The sequence below is a fragment of the Treponema medium genome (assembly GCF_017161265.1).
Lineage (GTDB): Bacteria > Spirochaetota > Spirochaetia > Treponematales > Treponemataceae > Treponema > Treponema medium.
In genome coordinates this window covers 2,039,236-2,061,293 of record NZ_CP031393.1, presented here as the reverse complement: position 1 = coordinate 2,061,293, position 22,058 = coordinate 2,039,236, and the positions used below count along the sequence as shown (strand labels likewise).

The following is a 22,058-nucleotide window of genomic DNA, read 5'->3' as shown; positions in this document are numbered from 1 at the left end:
CGGTTGTCAGGAGTTGGGCGACGATATTGTGGAAGGGAAAAAAAGTATGCCCGCAATATTGCATATCGAAAAACATCCCGAAGATGCTGCGGCTCTTGCCGCTTATTCGTGCTGAGGGTTTAATACCTGCCATTTTTCGGCAACGCTCTGCGTCAGGGGTGTTGATTTTGAACAGGCGCAGCGGGAAGGCATTGATTCCCCTGCCATAGAAAAAACGATAGCATTGCTCAAGTCAAACGGTTCGCTTTTTCCGCAGCGTTTACATACTCCTCGCCCCAGTAATCGCAGAGGATTGCATAAGCTTCATCGCGGAGAGAGGGAATAACGCGCTTTAAGTGGCGGAGGTTTTGAAGCAAGGCTGTTTTACAGCGGTTTTGCAGGGCTGCGGTCAGCTTTTCGGCATTGGGGGCGCTCAAGGGGTGTTCTTCAAGATACGAAAAGATTACGGCAAAGACCGAGGCTGCCGTGCAAACCCTTTCCCAGCGGGCGAGGTCTTTTATTTCTTGGTTGGAGCTTATGCCCGTGCCTATATGATAGTTATAAACGATGTCTTCTATTCCGAAATAGGAGCGGGTATGGAGCAGGACAAAAAAGTAAATAAGAAAGTCTTCGCCCATCGTGCAAAATGTGTGAGGAATATCTGCAAAAGCAGCCTTAGCCGCCTCCGTACGAAAGAGTTTTGCCCATAAAAAACTTGATAGCTCTCTTTTTAGTAAAAAAGAATTTAAAAGTTCATCGCCTTCCAAAAGACCTATATGAACCTTTTTTATATTTTCTTCCATTTCGGCAAGGGGGGCTTCTTTGTAAAGCGGAGCTTCCTCATCGGGAAAGTCGGTTTTATACTCGGCCTTACCGTGGATGATATCGGCGGCATCCGCAAGGGAACCATTGCCTGAGGCAAGCAGTCCATCGTACAAATGTAAAAGAGCATTCGGCGGAAGGGTATCGTCGGAATCCACAAAGCAGAGGTAGGTTCCGGAGGCGGCTTGTACGGCAGTGCGGCGGGCTTCAACCAGTCCGAGATTTTTAGAGTGTTCCAAAAGAATAAGAGGAATGCCGGCGGCTTTGCATTTCTTTTTATAAGGTTTAAGGATTGTAGGCAAGGAGCCGCCGGCGGGGCTGCCGTCGTTTACGATGATAACTTCAACTGGCAGATGCCCCGCCTTTGCATCCGCTACATGGGAATGTCCGAAAAGGCTGTTTTTTAGCGATATTCGCAGCGAGCGGTTTTGCCCACCGTTGCTGATGGGCAAAGGCGCCTGCGCTAACACGCTATCCAGCAGCGCAGGAAGGGAGCCTTCCGTTCCGTAGACCGGAACGGAAAGACTGATAAGAGGCGCCATTATTTCCACTCATAACCGCAATAGGGCCTTCTCGTAAGTGTTTTTGAAAACCCAATAGCGGAATCGGTTTCTGTCGATTGAGGCGTGCCTTCAAGTGAACCGTCATCTTTTATACCAAAATCCCATATAAAATTGAATTGTTTAACATCATCAGTATTCGGATCACTTCGATCGGTAATGTGCCCCCAAAAACCGTCAGAGGCAATGATGAGTTTTTTCGGCATGACGGCAATAAACCGGTAAGGTGCAAATTTGCCGCCTTCTTTTCTTTTCGCATCGGCCACAGAGCCAGAGGCGTGAATTTCACTCCTCGGCAATTCCGTAGTGTAAAGCACCTCCGCATTTCCGGAAAAATCGGCTGTAGAACTGCCTATTTTCATGAGTTTTCCTGAAATAGAGTCTTTTGGGTAATATACATAAGTATCGTCATGTTCATAGCGGTACTGCACTGCCGTTAGACCGTATAAAATACCTTCTTGGATATGCAGAGCGGTTAAATCTCCCGGTCTTGACCAAGTTGAAGCGTTGGTTACCTCACCGAGAACATTAATTGCATTACCGACTGCACTGCCATCGTTATGCATATATTTTTGCACTCTAACAGTATACCCAAAAGTACCGGTCTCTTTTAGAGCAACAAAGAAGCCGTTTTTATCGGCTGCAAGCGCGGTAAAGCGTGTTTTGTTATTGCCAACATCTTGAGTACCTTCAAGGACGCCGCTATCAGCGAAACTAGTATCCGCCGCAGCGGAAGAAAATACAGCGTTCCTCTCCCATGTAAGCCGTTTGATACATGATTTATTACTGCCATCATAGCTGTAATACAAGGCGTTTACCGATTGACCATCCTTTTTTACACTGCCCGATATGTCAACGGCAATGGCAACCGGTTGATCGGATAATGCTAATGTACTTACAGTTACGCTGCTATCATAGCTGCCGTCATCTTTCAGCTCAAAGCGGCATATACGGTAGCCTCCGGTTTTATATCGTACTATGTAGAGGTTTCCGGCTTCGTCAAAGCAAAACACATCGGTAAAACGACTGCTGGATGATGTTGAATTAGCAAGTTCAGTTTCTGCCGTGAGTGCATCAGCGGCTGAATTGAGCTGATAATAGTCGAAACCGGCAGCATTCTTTTTCCAGACGATGGTCTTTGTATTTACACCTGTCCATACAGGATCTTCGCCCAGCCAAGTAATCCCGCTTGGGGCATCATTAAAGGTAAGCGCATTGGTTCCTTTATTAAGCGTTGCAATGCGGTTTTTGTTTGCGGTAATACGGGGCTTTCCTTTTTGATACTCGAACGTTACGCCGTCATCGGCTATGTAGAGGTTTTCTTCATCAAAACCGACTACCTTTACGGGGCCGTAGAAGTTGCTTTCTTCGGTCTGGTAAATACCGTTTCCATCAGAAGTATGCTCATTTGCAATACCGATGCGGACAGGAGTGCTTATTGAAGCGGTTGTATCGTCAGCCGAATATGAGTATTTGACAATACCGCCTAAGGAAAAGGAGTCCGGAATGGTTTGACATTTAGAAAAAAGAACATAGAGGGTATCGGCAGTCATGTAAAGGCCGTTTATCGTCCCATGTAACCACCCCGCCGACACCTCTAATGTAATCTTTGTATCTTCGCGTAAATCGGGCTGAGCGGAAAGCGTAATTTCGGAAACGGTATCTTCGGTTATGCGGTACATTTTTAATTCCGGACCTACCATTCCATAGCCTGAGGCGATGAGTACATTATTATATACGGCATAGCCGGTTAGATACCCGAGAGACGCTCCCATCAATTCTATAGGCGAGCCGCCGGCTTCGTTTATTCTATACAGCTTCATATTCAAGCCGTCTTTTGCAACAAGGTAGACTGCACCTGTTGCATGGTCGCTTGTGAGAAGCAGTGGAGAAGTACCCAAGAAACCGTCAAAGCTTTTATCTTCCTTATCACCCTCGCTCGTGTAACGTTCAATATTCCACCGGTTGCCGGTGTTGTATGCAAGATAGATTCTTCCCTTATTGTCGCGGCAAAAGTTATGATATTTAATGTGCTCTTTCTTTACTTCCTTTGAACCTATTTTCAACGTGAATGTGTAATCATTTACACCGCCTGAATGGGATCCATGGGGCTTATTAGTACCGAACAGGAGTCTGTTTAAAGCAGCGGCAGCTTTTTTAAGCTTAACGCTGACGGTATTGGTGCCGGAAGTAACCTCGTGCTGTTTTTCGCCCGACCATCGAGCCGAAACGTTTTTAACAATAACCTTTACGACGATTTTTTCGCCGACCGGCAACGTTAAGGACATGGTTTTAGGAGCACTTTCGGCAAAGTGTTTTTCCGTAATAGACGTTCCATCATCCTTCGTAACCTTTATGGTCATTTGGGAATTATTGAGAAGCGGTAAGCCGTTTGAGCCAACCGCACGGCTTACGCCATTCCCGGCAATTCCGATAATCACCGTCCCGTAGCCCTGCGGAGCCTCCGGTTTACCAAAGGCTGCCTGCCCACAGGAAATAAACAAAAAACTTACTGCGATAAAAAATATTGTAATCTTTTTCATTTTCTTCCTCCGTTTCTAAAATAAAGGCAGTATTACCTACATAATGCGGTGTTATTTCGCATACTCTAAAATCACTATAAGTATAATCTATAAGGGGAAAAAGTCAATGCAAGTGATTGACATATAAGCAATTACCGTCCTTATCCTTGCCGGAGGACGAGGTATAAAAACTGTCGGGCTGACTTTTTATCAATACGGTGTACGATAACGATATAGAAAAAACAAGTGTAGAAAAAGCTGTAACGATTTTTTAATCAATGATGCTTTCTTGTGTGCTATTAACTACTGCTTAAGGGGTAAATCTTCCCAAAAAGCTTCTCTTTTTACTATTAAGTTTCGCGCTCACTCGAAGCTCGCTGTTAAAAGTGTACACGGATGTACACTTTTAACGATGCAGACGCTAGTAACGTACAAAAAACACCCGCAGGTACATTACTGACTAGAACCACCGACGTCCTTGTTGGAAATGATACATTGAGCATTCGCTTTTGCGTAACGATGCCGTGGCTGCCCTTATCTCCAGCGCTTTTGGAAATAGACGATGCAGATACGAGGCGCGAGCACAAATTAACCGCAGGCGTATCTTTGATACGTTGAGGATTAATTTGTGCGCAGCAACGAAGTAGATGTGTCGTTTATTTTCAAAAGGGATCAAGGCTGATACCATTGTGCAAGACCTTCTGCTAAAGCGTCGGCAGCTTGTTGGGGCGTCTTTTTGCCTTTCATAACGGCAATTACGCCGTCATTCATCAAAGTATAACCGGAAGGCGTCCCGTTCATCAACTTAGGCCATACAAAGCGAACATCCTGTCCTCGTCCGGTAAGAAGTTCATAGATTTCGGCACTTTGAGGACTTTCGATAGGAATACGGCCGTTGAACATAGAATAAAAACCGCTCGGCAAATACTTTGCAACAACGACAGCTCCTTTAGGTGTACAAAGCCACGACAAAAAGTCCCTCGCCTCTTTTTGATGCATTCCGTTCGCATTCATCGCTATTCCTACATCAACATGGAAGCAAATTTCAGGCTGTTTCCCTGTTGGAGGCGGAAAAGCAAAATTTCCCCACTGAAACGGTAAATCTTTGAAACTGTCGAGTGTCCAAGACCCATCGGCATACATAGCCGCTTTACCTGTTGCAAAAAGCATATTTGAATCGGCATACGTTAAGGACTCAAAATTTTGAGGGCAATAGGGGGCAATATCCTTCATTGCAGTAAACGCAGCAACCATATCGTCGTCGTTAAAAGGACGCAAACCGTTTTCATATTCATGCCGACCTTTTTCACCGCCGATAAAGTTCGGTAATAACCCCATCATAAAACATTCATTGATATCCCAAGCATCGGCAAGTCCGTTTGCAAACGGGGTATATCCGGCATCTTTTAAATCTTTACAGGCAAGCAAAAGATCTTCCCATGTAGTAGGAATAGCAAGGCCGGCTCTCTCAAAAATATCTTTATTATAGTAAATACTCTGTACAACAGCGGCAACGGGAACCGCAAAGGATTTACCGTCGGCGCCCCGCCATGCATCTTTACTACTTTCAGAAAAATGTTCCTGTAAATGAGGCAAATCGCTTATATCTGCAAAAAATCCTTTTTCGTACAGTTCCATACCTGTTGCATAAGAGCGAGCAAACATTAAATCCGGTCCGAATCCGCTATCCAACTGCGAACGCAACTCCGCATTGTAATTGGGAGGATTGATGGGCTTAAATTGAATAAGTACGCCGCTCACTTTTTCATATTCAGCAAGCAGCTGTGTCCACACTTCCAAATCGTCCACGCGCCACGATTCCAGTGTTAAAACGACTTTTTCGGTACTGTCTTTTTTTGTATTCGTATTTCCTGTGCATCCGATAGAGACCAAAAGGACGCTCAATATTATCGAAAAAATCAGTACACTTACGGTAATTCTTATCCGCATTTTCCCCTCCTCAATTATGGCGAGCAACATTGATTTTTCTCAAATCTTCCGTAAAAATGCTCGTAACGTACACCGGTAATCGATCTCTGTCAATCTGTTAGTATAAAAATTAATGAATCAATAGAATAAAATAAAATAGAATACAATTTAAAAATTAGCAAGAAAATAAATACCGAGAAAGATAGCTAGTCGGGCTTTCTCTGCGGAAAGCTTAGGCTGTGCCCTGAGGCATTCAAGATAATACCAAAAAAGTCCGAAATCGGGATCAATACGGATGGCGTATTCTAAAAAACCTTCGCTGTCGATTTGGCGACCGAAAAGCAATAATACGACATCATGCAAGACGCCGAGACATTCAGGCAACAATTCCTCATAATCGACCGGCTTTTCTGCCTGCTGCATGGATTCACAAAAACAGCGGAGCCGATAGAGAACATCCTCTTTTACATCTTCGTCTGCTTTTTCAACCCACATCTTATCGACAAGCAGCCGTACATTTTTTTCAAAGCTGCGGATAAGGTTGATTTGATAGTGCTGCGTAATCGGCTCGGTACCGGTAAATACCTGTTCAAATGTCCCCCCTGTATGAAAAGCCCTTGCAATAAGTAGGGCTTGCACGGCAAGTACTTCAGCATCCTCTGCAGAGAGAAACGCCGGAAGATATTCAACTGCGGCTTTATGTATTTGTTCCGGTAGTTGTATATCGGCATCGTTAAAAATAGATTGGAGCATGCCTAAAAATGGTCTTTAATTTATTTTTTGTCAAGTAGCTTGCACTTTATGTAGCCGGTGCTTTATGTCAGGTAAACACATCAAGATCAGGCTGGTCTTTAACTGCCCCGTAGAATAATCTAGAAGACAGTTTGCCTCTTTCGGCGATTTTCTTCCCTTCCTTTATACTTTTTTTTGTGTTCTTGCTATGCCGGATGCAAAAGTTTCGGAGATAAAGTTTAGGATTCAAAGTTCCGATTGTCCCGTAACTGCTAAAGTGATAAAATAATCAACAGCCCCGACGCAAGCGTCGGGGCACAGTGCTCAACGTTTCGCTCTGTGTGTTCCTATAAGGTGGTTGCAGTCGCCTCTGCTCAATTCAATAATCGGGAATTACCTCAGGAGGTACCAATGAATAGATTTTCAAAAATTATAGCCGTTATCATGCTTGCAGGAACTGTTGCCTTCAGCTCATGTGCTAAAAAAAGCGCTTCGGTTTCAAATAGACAGGTATATTCAGAGGCTGAACATCCCGCAGGAGCGGTAAAAAATGCGGCATACGCAAAAGATGTAAACCCCACTGATGTAGATACCGCCGATATGCAGCGTCCTTTAGACGGCACAGAGGCTGCAAGTACCGCTGCAATCTTCGAACGGCAGCTCATAAAAGAAGGCTCGATCAATTTTGAAACGCACGATATAGCGGAAACCCGTCAGCATATCGAATCGCTCGTTCAAAAATACGGCGCGTATATCAGTCAAGAAGATGAGCGCGCAAGCTCTTCGCGGATATATCAGAATATGACGGTCAGAATACCTAAGGCTCATTTTGATGTATTCGTAACGGAGCTTTCCGGCGGCGTTAAAAAAATCGATGAAAAGTCCGTTACCGTACAGGATGTAACGGAAGAGTTTATCGATAGTACCGCACGCCTCGCCGTCAAAAAAGAAACGGAACAAGGATACCTGCGACTGCTCAACCAAGCAAAAACAATAAAAGATATCCTCGATATTCAAAATGAACTGCAGGATATACGGTCGGATATAGAATCGATAGAAGGCAGACTGCGGTATCTGAAAAATTCCGTTAATTTCAGTACGCTGCATATCAGTATGTACCAACAGATAGAAGCCGCATCGGAAACCGGTTCAGTTTTTATGCCGGTATGGGATGCAATAAAAGGCGGAGTACAGGCCTTTGCCGCAGTCTGTATCGCACTGTTGTACGGCTGGGTATTTATCGCGCTGGGAATAGCCGCAATGCTTATCATACTGCGTCTGAGGAAACGGCGGCGGTGCAATTCGCATAACAAAGAAAGCATTCGAGGAGATTAACTATGCCGCAGATGAGTAAAGGCGGAAAATATATTTTCGGTTCTTTAAAATTCGGCAAGTGAAAAGATTATCAAATCTTGAAGGTTGCCGAATTCGTTGGTTCGTAACAAAGTGAGAAACAGCATATTATAAGCGATGTTTGCGCCTGCGCAAACTCGGCATTTAACGAGAGCGCGCTATTTTAGCGGCTGAAAATAAACCTTCATTGATACAAAAAGCAAATGAATATACTGGAGAAATAGAAGTCTTCTGAAAATATGGTAAGAAGTACTTACACCCATGAATGCCTGCAAAAATATATCATAATATGACTATTGCAATCTAAAAAACACAGCTTGCACTTTTTTTGCGAATATACTAGGATACGCAAACTTGGGGTGCCGGAACAATGAACGGGAACCTCTAAGAACCTCATCGGCTTTTTAGAGATGCCCGAATCTATTCGTTCCGTGCTGAGAGCATACCCGAAAAAGGCGTCTGTACGGATGCCTTACACCTGATCCGGATAATGCCGGCGGAGGGAATAATGAAGTTACGTCTTTATTTCTTTTTGTTTATCGTATGTTCAATCATACTGCCTTCAACCGCTTTTGCAGGCGGAAAACAAGATACTGCGGAAAAAATCGTTGTTGTCTATACCTATGGCTCCTTTGCTTCTGAATGGGGGCCGGGCGCGGAAATTGCCAAGCGATTCAAAGATGAAACAGGCTACACCGTCAATTATGTGATCTGCGAGGATTCCGGTTCCGTCCTATCGAAAGCGATAGCCGAAAAAAAGAATCCGCGTGCCGATGTACTGCTCGGTATCAATGCGTTTCTTGTCGATAAGACGCGCAGTGCAGGCGTTCTGGAACCGTATACCTCTCCGAATTTGGATAAAGTTGTTCCGCAAGATGTTATAATGACTGATGATCAACTACTCACCCCGTATGATTGGGGCTATTTTGCGGTTATGTATGACACTCAGTCAAAGGTGCCGGCTCCTCAGTCGCTGGAAGATTTAACAAAGCCCGAATATGCAAAATCCTTGGTTATCATGGATCCCCGCACAAGCGCTCCCGGCTTAGGTTTTGCCGCATGGACAAAGGCGGTTTATGGAAACGATTATCTTTCGTACTGGAAAAGACTGATGCCTTCCATCCTGACGATGAGCCATTCGTGGAGTGCCGGATACGGGCTGTTTACGGCGGGGGAGGCTCCGCTTGCCGTCAGCTATACCACCAGTATGGCCTATCACATCCGGTATGATAAAACCGATCGGTATCAGGCATTGACGTTTGCCGAGGGGAATATGATTGCGCTTGAGGGAATGGGCGTCGTTAAAAATGCGCCGCATAGAGCAGCGGCTCACGCTTTTATCGATTTTATGCTGACCGAAAAAGCGCAGGAAGTGTTGCCCGAAACGCAGTGGATGTATCCGGCAAATACCGCGGTGCAGCTTCCCGAATCATTTAAAACCGTCCCGATGCCGAAAAAATCACTGACGATTTCCGGTACCGAGGCGGAAACGGCGGTAGACGCTATTATTTCAGTATTGGAAAAATAACCGTATTTTCGCATTTTTATCGCAGAATTGTATGGTTTCAATTAATCGATACGCTGCGAAGCGGACACTACTGCAAAACGCTTTTATAGTAGGCGGCGGGGTGTTATTCTGTGCGGTACTGATTGCTTTTTTCGTACCGCTCGGAGCTGCCGTTTTTCCGGCCTTCGATGGAGGCGCTTCTGCAGTGTCGTTCCGGCCTTTATGGAAGGCTGCCCGCTTTACTGTGATACAAGCGTTTCTCTCTGCGACAGGAGCAAGCGGTATCGGCCTCTGTGCGGCGTTTTTTTGCGCCCGCCGGAGGTTCTTCGGACGAAAGTTGTTGCTCTCTCTTTCGGCGATCCCCTTGAGCGTGCCGCCGGTGGTTATTGCGCTCGCGTTTATCCTCTTTTTCGGAAAAAACGGTTTGCTGAACAAACTATTTGCGGCGCTTTCGGCAGGGGAGCTTTCAATCGGCACCTTCCTTTATTCGACGGGCGGCATTGTGCTTGTACACACCTTTTATAATTTTCCCATCACGATGCGTACCGTATCCGCCGCATGGGAACAACTCCCTGAGGAAACCGAACAGGCTGCTCTTTTGCTCGGAGCCTCACCGCTGCGTATTTTTAGAACAGTGATCTTTCCGGCATTGAAGGCGCCGCTGTGTGCTTCGTTCGTCATTATCTTTTTATATTGTTTTTTCAGCTTTGTGATTATTCTGTTGCTGGGCGGTCTCGGCGTAACAACGCTGGAGGTTGAGTTGTATCAAACCATCCGCAGAGATATACACGCGAGTACCGCGGCGCATATTGCGCTGGTGGAAACCGGTATCGCAGCGGCTGCGGTAGGGCTGTACGCTTATTTAAGGAGCAGAACACCCGATCATGCTGAAAACACCCAATATGCCCGCATTCGGTTGCGCATCGGCGGCGCAGCGGAACATATCTTTTTTGCCGTGCTTATCTGTGTTATTTGTTTTTGTTTGCTGTTTCCGCTCGGTTCTCTGGTGTGGTACTCCCTGTCGAGTCCTAAGGCGCCGCTCACGATAACCGCTGATGCGTGGCGGCAGCTTTTACAGCGGCCTCACTTTTGGGGCGCGGTGCGGCACACCATCCAGACGGGGATCGGAACCGCTGTGCTTTCCGTAACGGCTGCGCTTTTTTTTGCGTATGCAGCGTTTCAATCGAATCGGAAGTGGTATAAAAGCCTGCCGCTCATTCCTTTTGCAGTTTCTTCTATTATACTGGGATCGGGGTGGTTGAAGCTTGATACCATGCCGTCGCTGCTGTTGCTGGTTATTGTGCAAAGTTCGCTTGCGTGGCCCTTTGCGTGGATGCAAATAGAGACCGGCCTCGCAAAAATTCCCCGTTCGGTACTCGACGCCGCCCGCCTTTTGTCCTCTACCCGCACGGATGCATTTTTTCGGGTATTTCTGCCGTTATGCAAAACCGGTATTATATCTGCGCTGTGCTGCGTGTTTGCAATCAGCGCGGGGGACGCATCGCTGCCGCTTCTGCTCCAGATTCCGAACTTTGAAAATCTCGCGCTGATGCTGTTCCGCTTTGCCGGTTCGTACCGGTTCACCGAAAGCGCCGGTATCGCGGTGATTCTAGCCGTGCTGACGGGCTCGCTCTTTTATATTCAGGACACGGTGAGGGAGCGCGGACAAACGCATTAGACTGTTTTGTTATGTCCGCCACGGATGGCGGTGACACTAATCAGCAGCAAGTTTTTCGTTAGAAAAACTTGTTATGAACACTGTACAAGGAAGTACAGTGTTCATATTGTCCCGCAAAATAAAGAGGCCGTTCAACCAGAGTTGAACCTCTTCGCGGTTCAAATGGTCTCACGGCCTCTTTATTTTGCGATTTATATCAACCTGTCTGATGCGTTTGTCCTTCTGTGGAAAAAAGCGTTCAAAATTTTATTTAAAATTTTGAACGTAAGGAAGACAACCGCTTGGAAAGATTAAAGTGCGGTTGCCCTGTGTATCAAAAGTGCGTATGGTAGGGAGCGTATATGAAAGGTGATTCGATGGGTTTTCCGATAAATAGAGCGAATGATGAAGGTGATGCGTTTCTCCGGCTTGTTTGTTTGACGAAACGGTTGCCGTCAAAGACTATCAGTCTTTCCTGTTCGGTGGAAAAGGCTGGGACGCTTGCGCTGCTCGGTTCGTCGGGATGCGGTAAGTCAACCGTGCTTAAAATGATCGCAGGTTTGTTGCCCGCCGATTCGGGAAACGTCTTTTTAAACGGGCGCGACATTACCGATGAGCCCGTCAAAAATCGCAGCGTCGGTATGGTCTTTCAGGACTATGCGCTGTTCCCTCATTTAAGTGTCGAAGACAATATCGGGTACGGCCTCGTTTCGCAAGGGATATCCAAAAAGGAAAGCAGACAGGCTGCTGCGGAATGGCTCGAACGTTTCGGTTTGACCGGTATGGAAAAAAGACGGATTGAAGGGCTCTCCGGCGGGGAGCGGCAGCGTGTCGCCCTTGCGCGGACGCTTGCAGTAAACCCGCTCGTGGTCTTGTTTGACGAACCGCTTTCCGCCCTCGATGCTCCGCTGCGGCTTAAACTCCGCGAAGAGCTCAAAAAGCACCAAGCCGAAATGCAGTACACGGCAATCTACGTTACCCATGACCGCGACGAAGCCGAGTACCTCGCCGACAACATCATCGAAATGCCTTCCTCCTGATCGAAATTTTAGGTATCATTTCTTTAAGCTCAGAGCAAACGCATCAGACCGATAGATAAAAATCGCAGAATCACGAGGCTGTGAGACCATTTGAGACGCAATGCGGCGAAATTCTGGTTGAACAGCCTCGTGATTCTGCGGGGATATCCAAAAAACGTCTGATGCGTTTGCCCTGTGACCGGAGGTGTAGATGTCGCTTAATTGCGCTGAAATTGATAAAATTCTGGAAGAGCTCGATTTGGAAGGCTCATACATACAAAAGGTGGTGCAGTCCTCCTATTCCGTGATGGTGCTGCACCTCTACAAGACCCGCCCGATGGCTCTGGTCATCTGTCTTGAACCGGGGGCGTGTCGCTTGCATGAAACCACGCGGAAAATCCCCAAGTTCGACAAGCCGCTCCGTTTTATGGAGCTGCTCCGTTCCCGGATCCGCGGCGCCAAGATTACCGAGGCTGTTCAGCTGAACAACGACCGCATTGTCAGGCTTTCGTTGGAGACCGCTTCAGGTATGCTCTACCTCTATATCCGGCTGTGGAGCGGGGCGGCGAATATGCTGCTTGTCGATAACGGCATTATCGTCGATGCCTTTTACCGCCGCCCTTCCCGTCATGAAGTGAGCGGAGAGCCGTGGCAGCTTCTGCCGGGAGAATCCGAAGCGGCTGCGACGGACGTTGAAGCAAAGACCACAGAAAGCACACCTATCACCGTGTCGCCTGTAGCCGCTGACAAACCGATAAAAACCTACACCGTCCGCAGCTATGATACTTCCAAGACCTTTAACGAAGCGATTGACGAATGGTACGCGCGGCAGGCGCCTGTGCTTTCGCTCGAAGCCTTACGTGCGGAAGCGGAGCGCTTTTACGGTCTTAAAATAGAGAAGATTTCCCGCGCGCTTGAAAAACTCGAAGCGAAAAAGCATTCGTTCTTGCAGGCTGATACGCTGAAACATCAAGGCGATTTACTCTTGGCAAATCTCTACCGGATTCCGCAGGGCGCTTCTTCCGTTGAGCTTGAAGATTATGCGGCGGACAACCGGATTATCCGCATCGCCCTCGACCCGAGAAAAACCGCGCAGGAAAATGCTGCCGGATACTATGAGCGGTATAAGAAAGCGGTTTCGGGGCTTGAAGCGCTCACCGATGATATCGAAGCCTCCAAGCGGACGCTCGCCGCGCTTAACGAAGAGCTTGCAAAGCTGCGGATTGAAGAAAATCCTTACCTTATCGAAAAGGTACTGCATAAAAGAAAGATACCCGTGCAGCGGAAACAGGCGGCTCAAGAAAAAGAGCGGCCGGGACTTACGTTCTACCATGACGGATGGATTCTGTATGTCGGTAGGACAGCCGCCGAAAACGATGAGCTGCTACGGCATCACGTGCGGGGCAAGGATATGTGGCTTCATGTGCGGGATTATTCCGGCGGCTATGTCTTTATCAAAAACAAAAACGGAAAGACCGTTCCGCTGCCGGTGTTGATTGCCGCGGGGAACCTCGCCGTGTTTTATTCAAAGGCGCGCCAGAACGGACAAGCCGATCTCTACTACACTGCAGTGAAGGATTTGCGGAGGGCGAAGAACGCGCCGAAAGGAACCGTACTCCCGTCAAACGAAAAAAATCTTTCCATTAAACTTGATCCGGCAGTTCTGAAACAGCTTGAACAGTCACGAGAGGAAACGCTTAAGTAATGAGCACGTTGTAATATTTAATGGGTAACTATATTTTGGGCGTTCCGGTCGGTCAAACATCGACACGGATGTCAATGGTTGACCGACCGTCGGGCTTTGCGGGGTTTCGCTGGCGCTTCATCCCTTTCGGAACAGCTGCGCTGCCCTTCCAATCCCTAACGCTTATTATCGATGCCCATTACCAATTAATTTGTTTGCAGGAATGCCGTATGTGCCTTGTAATTCCAGCACTTTTGAAAATAGTGATACCGGATACAAGGCGCGTGTAAAAAACAACCGGAGACGTGCTTTTTGCACGTTGAGGATTGTTTTTTACTAAGCAACGCCGTAGACGGTATGCATATTTTCAAAAGCCCTTGCATTTCTCAATATTTACTCCTATACTATTTCTATGCTGAGTTTTAAAATAGGATTACCGCAGTATAAAAACTCTCCCCCAAAAGCGCAGATACCCACATCTTTTCAAAAGGTAGTTGACACACATAGCTTTGTCGGCATAATCACTCAGCAACTCAGCAACTCAGCAACTCAGCAACTCAGCAACTAGACTGTGCCCTGATAAACGGGCGGCTTTTTCATTCAGACAACAACATCATTATTTCTCATCAATTTTTGCAGACGGCAAACGTACTGTTAATCTTTTCCCTATTAAACCGCAAAGAGTACCACGTATGCGGAGAGTACTGTTGAGCAGTATACATCCGTGTATCCTGCTCAACGCGAGTTTTTTGCAGAGCAAAAAACATCGCTACTGCGTGGAACCACCGCCGTCCGTGGCGGTATTGAGAGCGATGTACCGTATAAGGCATTTAAAACCTTACCATTTTCTGTGAGCTTTGCGGTTGCATTAAGAACTAAACCGTTTAGCGGTTGAAAATATATAAGTGCTAGGAGGAACAATTATGGATAAAAATGGAAGAACGAATCGGCTGTTGAGCCGGTTAGCAGTAGGGTTGATGCTTGCTGCAATGGCCTTGTTTACCGGATGTCCGAATAAGATAACGGTTAAACCGGAAACATTTGCAGTAACGTTTAGTGCCGGGGAACACGGTACGCTTAAAGCAAAGGCGGATGGCGTAACGGAAACGGATAAAAGCCCCATAAACGTCGAAAAGGGCAAAACCGTAACCTTTACGGCAAAGCCTGCGAGCGGCTATGAAGTAGATAAATGGACGGTCAATGGCACGGCTATAACGAACGATACAACAACGTATAGCCATAAAGTAACGGCAAAGATAGAGGTAAAGGTGAGCTTTAAGGCAAAGCCGCCTGCTGTCATAGCGGTAACGGAGGTAAAGCTTGATAAAAGCAAACTGGCGCTTGAGGAAGGAAAGAGTGAGCAACTGACCGCAACGGTTGCTCCTACAAATGCAACGAACAAAAAGGTAACGTGGAGTTCCGATAAGCCTGCGATAGCGAGCGTTGATGCAACCGGAAAGGTAACGGCGAAAAAAACGGGAACGGCTAAAATTATCGTAACGACCGAAGACGGCGGTAAAACAGCGAGCTGTACGGTAAACGTAACAGCCAAGCCTCCGACGACATACAAGATAACCTTTAGCGTAGACGGCACAGGCGGCACGCTTAAAGCAAAGGCGGAAGGCATAGTGGAAACAACGATCAGTCCCATAAACGTTGAGCACGACAAAACCGTAACCTTTACGGCAACGGCTGATTCGGGCTACAGGGTAAAGGGCTGGACACGTGACGGAGAAGCCGTAAACGGCACAAACGATTCCTATTCGTTTACCGTTACAAAGGGCGTCGAGGTTAAGGTGAGCTTTGAAAGCAACAGCACACCGCCGCCACCGCCTGCCGGCGATTTTGTAACGATAACCCCGCTTGCAACAGGAATTACCGGTATGGATCCGGATCCGGCATCTTTGCCCGGAACGGGAGATTATTGGAAAGGGGTATTCCGTGCAGGGCGGAAGGTAAAATTGAGTCCTTATAAGCTGGGCAAAACGGAAGTGCCGTATAAGCTGTGGAAAGAAGTATACGACTGGGCAATCGGAAACGGATATACGTTTGCTAATGAAGGGCAAAAAGGTAGCAGCGGAAGCGGGAGCGAAGAAGAGCCGGTAACGAAGGTAAGTTGGCGGGACTGCGTTGTATGGTGTAATGCGTATACCCAGAAAACGAACAATGCTGAGAGCGAATGCGTCTACCGCAAAAAGGACGATCATACCGCCGTATTAAAAAACGCGACTGACACAGCTGCTTGCGATGCCGCCTATGCCGATATGAGTAAAAAAGGTTTTAGACTTCCGACGGAAGCGGAATGGGAGTATGCAGCTCGGTGGCAGGGGAGCGACAACACCAATGCAGAACAATACGGCGAAGTATGGCTTACCAAAGTGAACAGTGCGAGTGGAGCGAAAGACAAGTGGAATACAGCCGAAACGGGAGAAGTTGCATGGTATAGCGGTAATGCAGATAGTAAAACGCATCCAGTTGGAACAAAGAAAGCGAATGCACTTGGCTTACACGATATGAGCGGGAACGTCTGGGAATGGTGTTTTGACCGGTATGATAATAATCCTACAGCAAACGACGGCGCTTACGAATCCGGCGGATTTGTAACCGACCCACAAGGTGCACCTGCTGCTCCCGGTACTAGACGCGTCATACGTGGCGGTAGTTGGGGCTATGACGCAGAGGACTGCGTCGTCGGTGCTCGGTTCAGCAGCAGCTACCCTGACAACAGCATCGTCAATCTTGGCTTCCGCCTGGCGTTGCGCCCCTGATGAAAAATGTACATCCGTGTACATTTTTCATCGACGAGATTTGCAATGAGCGCAAATCTCGCTTCTACATGGAACCAGCGGCATCCGTGCCGCGTTTTGCCTGCGAGGTTGAGCAGTTACGGGCGTGCGTAAGCCGCCCGTTGCAGTGAAACCGAACCGGCAAAATGTGTAGAGGTGGTGCAGTATAGTTTTGAAAAAAAGGTGGAATTACGACAATCGGACAGGATGTCCGTGGTTCCACGCAGTAGCAAGTTTGTTTCACAAACTTGCTGTTAAAAAATGTACAGGACGTACATTGCAGAATCGCCACGGATGGCGATGGTTCTATGAAGTAGCGTGTTTGCCCTGCAAACACGTCGTTCAAGAATGTGCAAGGATGCACATTCTTGAACAATGCGGCTCGAAAAATTTTTTGCGATAAATCATAATTTCGGATAGATTTATATTACAACTTATTATAAGTTTTGCTGATGAGATATCTTTTAAAAATTAAACCGGGATGTTTCAAATATACGAGGAGATACACGAATATGACTGTACAAGAGTTATCAGCGAAATTGAGTGCTATGTATAATAATGCTGCTGATGGAGAAAAGGTAACGAATATCCATTTATTCGGAATAAAATATGCAAAAATCATTCAACAGGAAGGGCATAGCGTAACGGACATAATTCGAAATACGAAACTTGCCTCATCGTATGGGACTGAAATAAGTAAAGGCATAAATCTTGCAAAGTATGTTATTGAAAAATCACGCATACAAGAATTATTGGATGAATAAGCGTAATAATTTAAAAATGAATTAAACGGTAGGGGCAAAAAAGGGTGCTGCTTCCGGTACTAAACGCGTCAGTATCGCCAAGGATGGCGATTGTTCCACTCAGGAACGATGTTTTTTGCTCAAGCAAAAAACTCGTGATCATATTTTGACAAGGAGGTCAAAATATGATCAGGGCGGCAGCTGGAACAACAACGCGAACAACTGCGTCGTCGGTATTCGGAACAACAACAACCCCGACAACAGGAACAACGATCTTGGCTTCCGTGTGGCAAGTTCAAAAATTGACCTTCATGTCAATTTTTGAACGCGAGTTTTTGCTTGGCAAAAACGTCGCTGCTGCTGACAGGATGTCAGTGGTTCTTCACAGTATCGAGTTTTTCATTAGAAAAACTCGAAGCGCACAAATGTACAAGGATGTACATTTGTGAGCGATGTCATCCGTGGCGGTACTGAAACGAGTTAGTGTGAAAGTTACTACTGTTTAGCTTTTATTTTCAGAACTATGCTTTGGAATCAATGCGGGTTCTTAGGGCAGAGCCCTAAGTCGCCGTTTTTCTTTAGATGGGGTCGTAGGGGAAGACTTTTTAGGTAGCCTCTAAAAACTTCAGTTTTTTAGAGGGTTTCCTTGAAATTTTTTTTGCGATGTTTTTAATAAGTCATTCATATTTATAGACTTATTAAAAACTCGACGGGCATCTGAAAAAACTGACCGAGTTTTTTGCAGATGCCCTGTTATCGAAAAAAAAGAAAAGTCTTCCCCTAACTTAATAAAAAAGGTGATTTTTCTTTCATTTCTTTAGCCATTTCTGCATCCGTGCTGTATATATCCTGTAGGAACTACCACTGTTGGTGGCGGTGCACGGAGGTGAATGACTATGAGAAAACATAATAGCCATTACAAGGATTCGGTCTTTGTTGATCTTTTCAGTAGTGATAGAACTGCAAAAGATAATTTTTTAGCATTGTATAATGCTCTGCATAATACGAATTATCAGTCTACAGCTATATTGCAAAATATACGGCTTAAACAAACAATGTATATGTCATTCGCTAATGATGTATCATACCTTGTTGACAATAAAATTATTGTCCTTGCAGAACATCAGTCAACCGTAAATCCGAATATGCCATTACGCTGCCTTGAATATGTAACACGGCTGTATGAACATATCCAAAATCCCCGAGACCGCTATTCACGGGCACTGAAAAAGATTCCAGCTCCGGTATTTTACGTTTTTTACAATGGAAGAGAAAACATTCCTGCACAAAAAATACTGAGACTTTCAGATTCCTTTATTATGCAACCTGAAACGCCAACTCTTGAGCTTGTTGTAAAACTGATAAATATCAATTATGATAAAGACAGTCAAATATTAAAGAGTTGTGAACCGTTGGGACAATACAGCCGGTTTGTGGAGGCAGTACGTCGGCATATTGCAGTTGATAAAGAGCATGGGTTTGAAAATGCCATTAGAGAATGCATCAAAAACGATATATTAAGGGAATATTTACAAAGAAAGTCACGGGAGGTTATAAACATGTTAGTAGTTGAATATGATTACGATACCGATATTGCCGTACAAAGAGAAGAAAGTTTAATGCTTGGGATACAACAAGGAGAAGCTCGCGGCTCCCGCCAAAAAGCGCTTGAAACCGCAAAGACAATGCTAACTATGGGGTATCCACTCAATGATATTTGTAAAATTTCGGGCCTCTCTCAAGAAGAAGTAGAAGCTCTATAAGAATCAAGTTCTGGAACCAAGGCGGATTCTTAGGGCAGAACTCTGAAACCTTAATGGAAATCTCCCCAGCAGCTGCCCGCTTCGATGCTGACACGGAGCGGGACCGCGAGTTCGACGACGTGCTCCATCTCTTGTTTTAACAGCGCTTTGACGGAATCGACTTCCGCATCGGGCGCTTCGAGTATCAGTTCATCGTGTACCTGTAACAGGAGGCGCGCCTTTAACTGCTGCTGCTTCAATGCGCGATCTACACGCAGCATTGCCGTTTTGACGATATCGGCGGCGGAGCCTTGAATGGGCGTGTTGATGGCGATCCGTTCCGCTGCGGCGCGCTGTGTTTGGTTTCGGCTGTTGATAGCGCGGATGTACCGCCGTCTGCCCATCAGCGTTTCCACAAAGCCCTTTTCCGCGGCCGACTCTTTGAGCGTCTCCATAAAGGCGGACACTCCCGAATAGGTGGTAAAATAGCGGGTAATAAACTCCGCCGCCTCGGTGCGGGAGATGCGCAGTTGATTGGCGAGCCTAAATGCGCTCATACCGTACATCACCCCGAAGTTAATCACCTTTGCAATGCGGCGCATATCGGGGACAACGTTTTCAACCGGTATATTAAAGATGAGCGCCGCCGTTGCCGCGTGGACATCGGTTCCGTGCCGGAATGCCTTTACTAAATTTTCATCCTGCGAAAAATGAGCGAGGATAACCAGCTCGATCTGTGCATAGTCGGCGGAAATCAGTTTACAGCCGTCCGCTGCGTAGAACGCCTTGCGGATTTTGCGACCTTCTTCTCCTCTGATCGGAATATTCTGCAAGTTCGGATCGCGGCTCGAAAGTCTCCCCGTCGCAGTCCCCGTCTGAATAAAACTGGTGTGTATCCGCCCGTGTGTATCGGCAAGCAGGGGTAGCGCATCGGCGTAGCCCGATTTCAGTTTTGCGGAAGCGCGATAATCGAGAATTTTTGCGGGAAGTTCATCGATGGCGGCAAGCTCCTCAAGCACGGAAATATCCGTAGAGTAGCCGGTCTTTGTTTTTTTACCGGTCGGCAGTTTCCGTTCGGTGAACAACACTTCCTGCAGCTGCTTAGGGGAGGCGATGTTAAAGGGATGGCCGACCAGCTTGTAAATTTCCGCTTCGTCCCGTGCAAGCGTATCCGCCAATTCATCAGAAAACGCGGCTAGCTCTTCTTTTTTAAGGAAGATACCCTGTGCTTCCATATCTGCAAGGAGTGGCATCAGCGGCATTTCAAGCGTTTCAAAAAGAGCGGTGAGGTTTGCCTGTTCCAAGGCGGGCTTATATATGTGGTATAATTGCAGGGTGAGGTCTGCATCCTCCGCCGCATACGCAGTCGCTTGCGGAAGGGGCACCGCCGCAAAGGTACAGCCCTTGGGTACGACGTCTTTATAGTTAATGCCCTGCAAGCCGAGCTGTGCTTCGGCAAGGTTCTCCAGTCCGAAACTGAGGTTATCAGGTTCAAGCAGCCATGCCGCTATCATCGTATCAAAGAGGCGGCAGCCGGCGCGGGTAAAAATCTTTGCTGTCCGCAGCACCTGATAGTCAAATTTGCCGTTGTGCAACACAAGGGTGAGCGCTTCGTTACTCCAGAGCCGTGCGAGTAGTTCCTTTGCGGCGGCAAGGGGCATCACGGCAAAGGGTTGTTCCCCCAGTTCGGGCGCCGGCGCTTTGAGCGGTACGTAGACGCCGGTACCGGCTTTTAAGCTGAGCGAAAATCCGACAAGGGCGTCGTACAGCGGGTTGAGGCCGGTGGTTTCGCAGTCGAAGGCGGCAAACCCCTGCGCTTCGGCTTCTGCGATAACCGCTTCGAGTTCTGCCGCGTCCGTCACGGTGCGGTATTCGCCGTTATTTTTACGGAGCTCCGCCGGTGCTGCACCGGTACCGATTTCCGGTACGCCGTCAGCGCCGCCTATCGGTTTTGTACCAGCCGCCAGTTTTGTACCTGCGCCTGCCGCTTTCATGCCGGTTCCGGCAGACGAGGCTGCTTTGCCGCGGGAAATCGCATCGCCTGTACCGGAACCGTTCTCTGCCGAACCGTTATCCGCTGAACCGCCGGCTGCTGCGGTATTCGACGCGGCAGCTGCATCGGCCGTACTTGCTTCTTCGGCAGCCTTTGTGTACAGTTCGCCGAGGCGCGGCAGCTCATATTCTTTCAGCAGCGCAGCCGCCTCCATATAGTGCAGCGCATCGCAGCGGTAATCCTCAATCGAGCCTTCGATGGGAATATCGGCGGCAAGCGTTATCAGTTTTTTTGAAAAATAGGCGCTCTCCTTTCCGGCAGTCAATTTCTTTTGTACGGCTCCCGAAATGGAATCAATATGTTCATATACAGCGTCGAGCGTACCATAATCCTGCAAAAGCTTTACAGCCGTTTTAGGGCCGATGCCCTTTACCCCGGGGATATTGTCCGAAGTATCGCCGATGAGCGAAAGATAGTCGAGCATCTGTGCAGGCGCAACCCCCCAATGCTCCTTAACCTCTTCGATACCGCAGTGCGCCAAGGCTTCACTCTTATCGGGTTTAAGCACCGAAACAAAATCTCCTACCAGCTGCGCTAAGTCTTTATCTCCGGAGATGATGACACAGCGGCGGCCTTCTTGTGCAGCGCGGCACGCAAGGGTTGCGATAATATCATCAGCCTCAAAACCGTCTTTGCGGAGACAGGCGATACCGAGCGTTGTCAGTATTTTTTCGATATACGGAATTTGCGCGTGCAAATCTTCCGGCGTCTTGTCGCGGGTTGCTTTGTATTCGGGATACCATTCGTGCCGAAAGGTCGGCGTGCGGGAATCGAAGGCTGCAAGAAAATACTGCGGCCGATATGTTTTTAAAATCATCGCAAGACTTCTAAAAAAGCCGTAAAGCGCAGAAACGTTTTTGCCCGCCTTATTGGTCAACGGATGGCTGACAAAAGCGAAGTAAGAGCGATAAATTAAGCCGTAGGAATCAAGTAGGTAGAGCGTATCTTGTGTATGCTGTGTCATGGGGAT

Annotated in this window: 15 protein-coding genes and 1 pseudogene; 11 read left to right on the top strand and 5 right to left on the bottom strand. The window is 47.2% G+C overall.

The window, feature by feature from the left end; translation table 11 throughout:
* Window positions 1-227: 227 nt before the first annotated feature.
* The 4 genes from DWB79_RS09045 to DWB79_RS09030 form a co-directional block, all read right to left on the bottom strand.
* The gene (locus DWB79_RS09045) at window positions 228-1,343 is read right to left on the bottom strand and encodes a glycosyltransferase family 2 protein (protein ID WP_016523737.1); all 1,116 of its coding nucleotides are present in this window, start codon (window positions 1,341-1,343) and stop codon (window positions 228-230) included.
* Window positions 1,343-3,904: a hypothetical protein gene (locus tag DWB79_RS09040; RefSeq protein ID WP_016523736.1), complete on the bottom strand. Its 2,562-nt coding sequence runs from the start codon at window positions 3,902-3,904 to the stop codon at window positions 1,343-1,345. Before DWB79_RS09040 ends, DWB79_RS09045 begins: the two co-directional genes overlap by 1 nt.
* A gap of 651 nt (window positions 3,905-4,555) precedes the next feature.
* Entirely contained in the window at window positions 4,556-5,833 is a 1,278-nt protein-coding gene (locus tag DWB79_RS09035; RefSeq protein ID WP_016523735.1) for an ABC transporter substrate-binding protein, read from the bottom strand.
* 147 nt (window positions 5,834-5,980) lie between these two features.
* The gene (locus DWB79_RS09030) at window positions 5,981-6,565 is read right to left on the bottom strand and encodes a hypothetical protein (protein WP_016523734.1); all 585 of its coding nucleotides are present in this window, start codon (window positions 6,563-6,565) and stop codon (window positions 5,981-5,983) included.
* 390 nt (window positions 6,566-6,955) lie between these two features.
* Between DWB79_RS09030 and DWB79_RS09025 the strand changes: the two genes are divergently transcribed.
* From DWB79_RS09025 to DWB79_RS08980, 11 genes and pseudogenes are all read left to right on the top strand, one after another.
* On the top strand, window positions 6,956-7,879 hold the full coding sequence (locus DWB79_RS09025; protein ID WP_016523733.1) for a DUF4349 domain-containing protein: 924 nt from the start codon (window positions 6,956-6,958) through the stop codon (window positions 7,877-7,879).
* A 526-nt stretch (window positions 7,880-8,405) separates the two neighbouring features.
* Entirely contained in the window at window positions 8,406-9,425 is a 1,020-nt protein-coding gene (locus DWB79_RS09020) for a thiamine ABC transporter substrate-binding protein (RefSeq protein WP_016523732.1), read from the top strand.
* Window positions 9,426-9,456: 31 nt separating this feature from the next.
* Window positions 9,457-11,082, top strand: a complete 1,626-nt coding sequence (locus DWB79_RS09015; RefSeq protein WP_016523731.1) for an ABC transporter permease — start codon at window positions 9,457-9,459, stop codon at window positions 11,080-11,082.
* A 341-nt stretch (window positions 11,083-11,423) separates the two neighbouring features.
* On the top strand, window positions 11,424-12,101 hold the full coding sequence (locus DWB79_RS09010; protein ID WP_016523730.1) for an ABC transporter ATP-binding protein: 678 nt from the start codon (window positions 11,424-11,426) through the stop codon (window positions 12,099-12,101).
* Between the two features lie 190 nt (window positions 12,102-12,291).
* Window positions 12,292-13,785, top strand: a complete 1,494-nt coding sequence (locus DWB79_RS09005) for an NFACT RNA binding domain-containing protein (protein WP_016523729.1) — start codon at window positions 12,292-12,294, stop codon at window positions 13,783-13,785.
* Window positions 13,786-13,805: 20 nt separating this feature from the next.
* Complete coding sequence (locus DWB79_RS09000; protein WP_206180999.1) at window positions 13,806-14,054, top strand: hypothetical protein; 249 nt, start codon at window positions 13,806-13,808, stop codon at window positions 14,052-14,054.
* A 633-nt stretch (window positions 14,055-14,687) separates the two neighbouring features.
* Window positions 14,688-15,242 (top strand): annotated as a pseudogene (locus DWB79_RS12115) (Ig-like domain-containing protein); the annotation flags it as partial.
* Between the two features lie 93 nt (window positions 15,243-15,335).
* Entirely contained in the window at window positions 15,336-16,532 is a 1,197-nt protein-coding gene (locus DWB79_RS12110; RefSeq protein WP_245541341.1) for an SUMF1/EgtB/PvdO family nonheme iron enzyme, read from the top strand.
* Window positions 16,533-17,062: 530 nt separating this feature from the next.
* Window positions 17,063-17,314: an HTH-like domain-containing protein gene (locus DWB79_RS08990; RefSeq protein WP_016523727.1), complete on the top strand. Its 252-nt coding sequence runs from the start codon at window positions 17,063-17,065 to the stop codon at window positions 17,312-17,314.
* Window positions 17,315-17,478: 164 nt separating this feature from the next.
* Window positions 17,479-17,742, top strand: a complete 264-nt coding sequence (locus DWB79_RS08985; protein WP_016523726.1) for a hypothetical protein — start codon at window positions 17,479-17,481, stop codon at window positions 17,740-17,742.
* A 447-nt stretch (window positions 17,743-18,189) separates the two neighbouring features.
* Window positions 18,190-19,056 carry an Rpn family recombination-promoting nuclease/putative transposase gene (locus DWB79_RS08980; protein ID WP_016523725.1) on the top strand — a complete coding sequence of 289 codons (867 nt, stop codon included), beginning with the start codon at window positions 18,190-18,192 and terminating at the stop codon, window positions 19,054-19,056.
* Window positions 19,057-19,106: 50 nt separating this feature from the next.
* On the opposite strand, the gene polA is transcribed toward DWB79_RS08980, so the two are convergent.
* Window positions 19,107-22,052, bottom strand: a complete 2,946-nt coding sequence (gene polA, locus DWB79_RS08975) for a DNA polymerase I (protein ID WP_016523724.1) — start codon at window positions 22,050-22,052, stop codon at window positions 19,107-19,109.
* Between the last annotated feature and the right edge of the window lie 6 nt (window positions 22,053-22,058).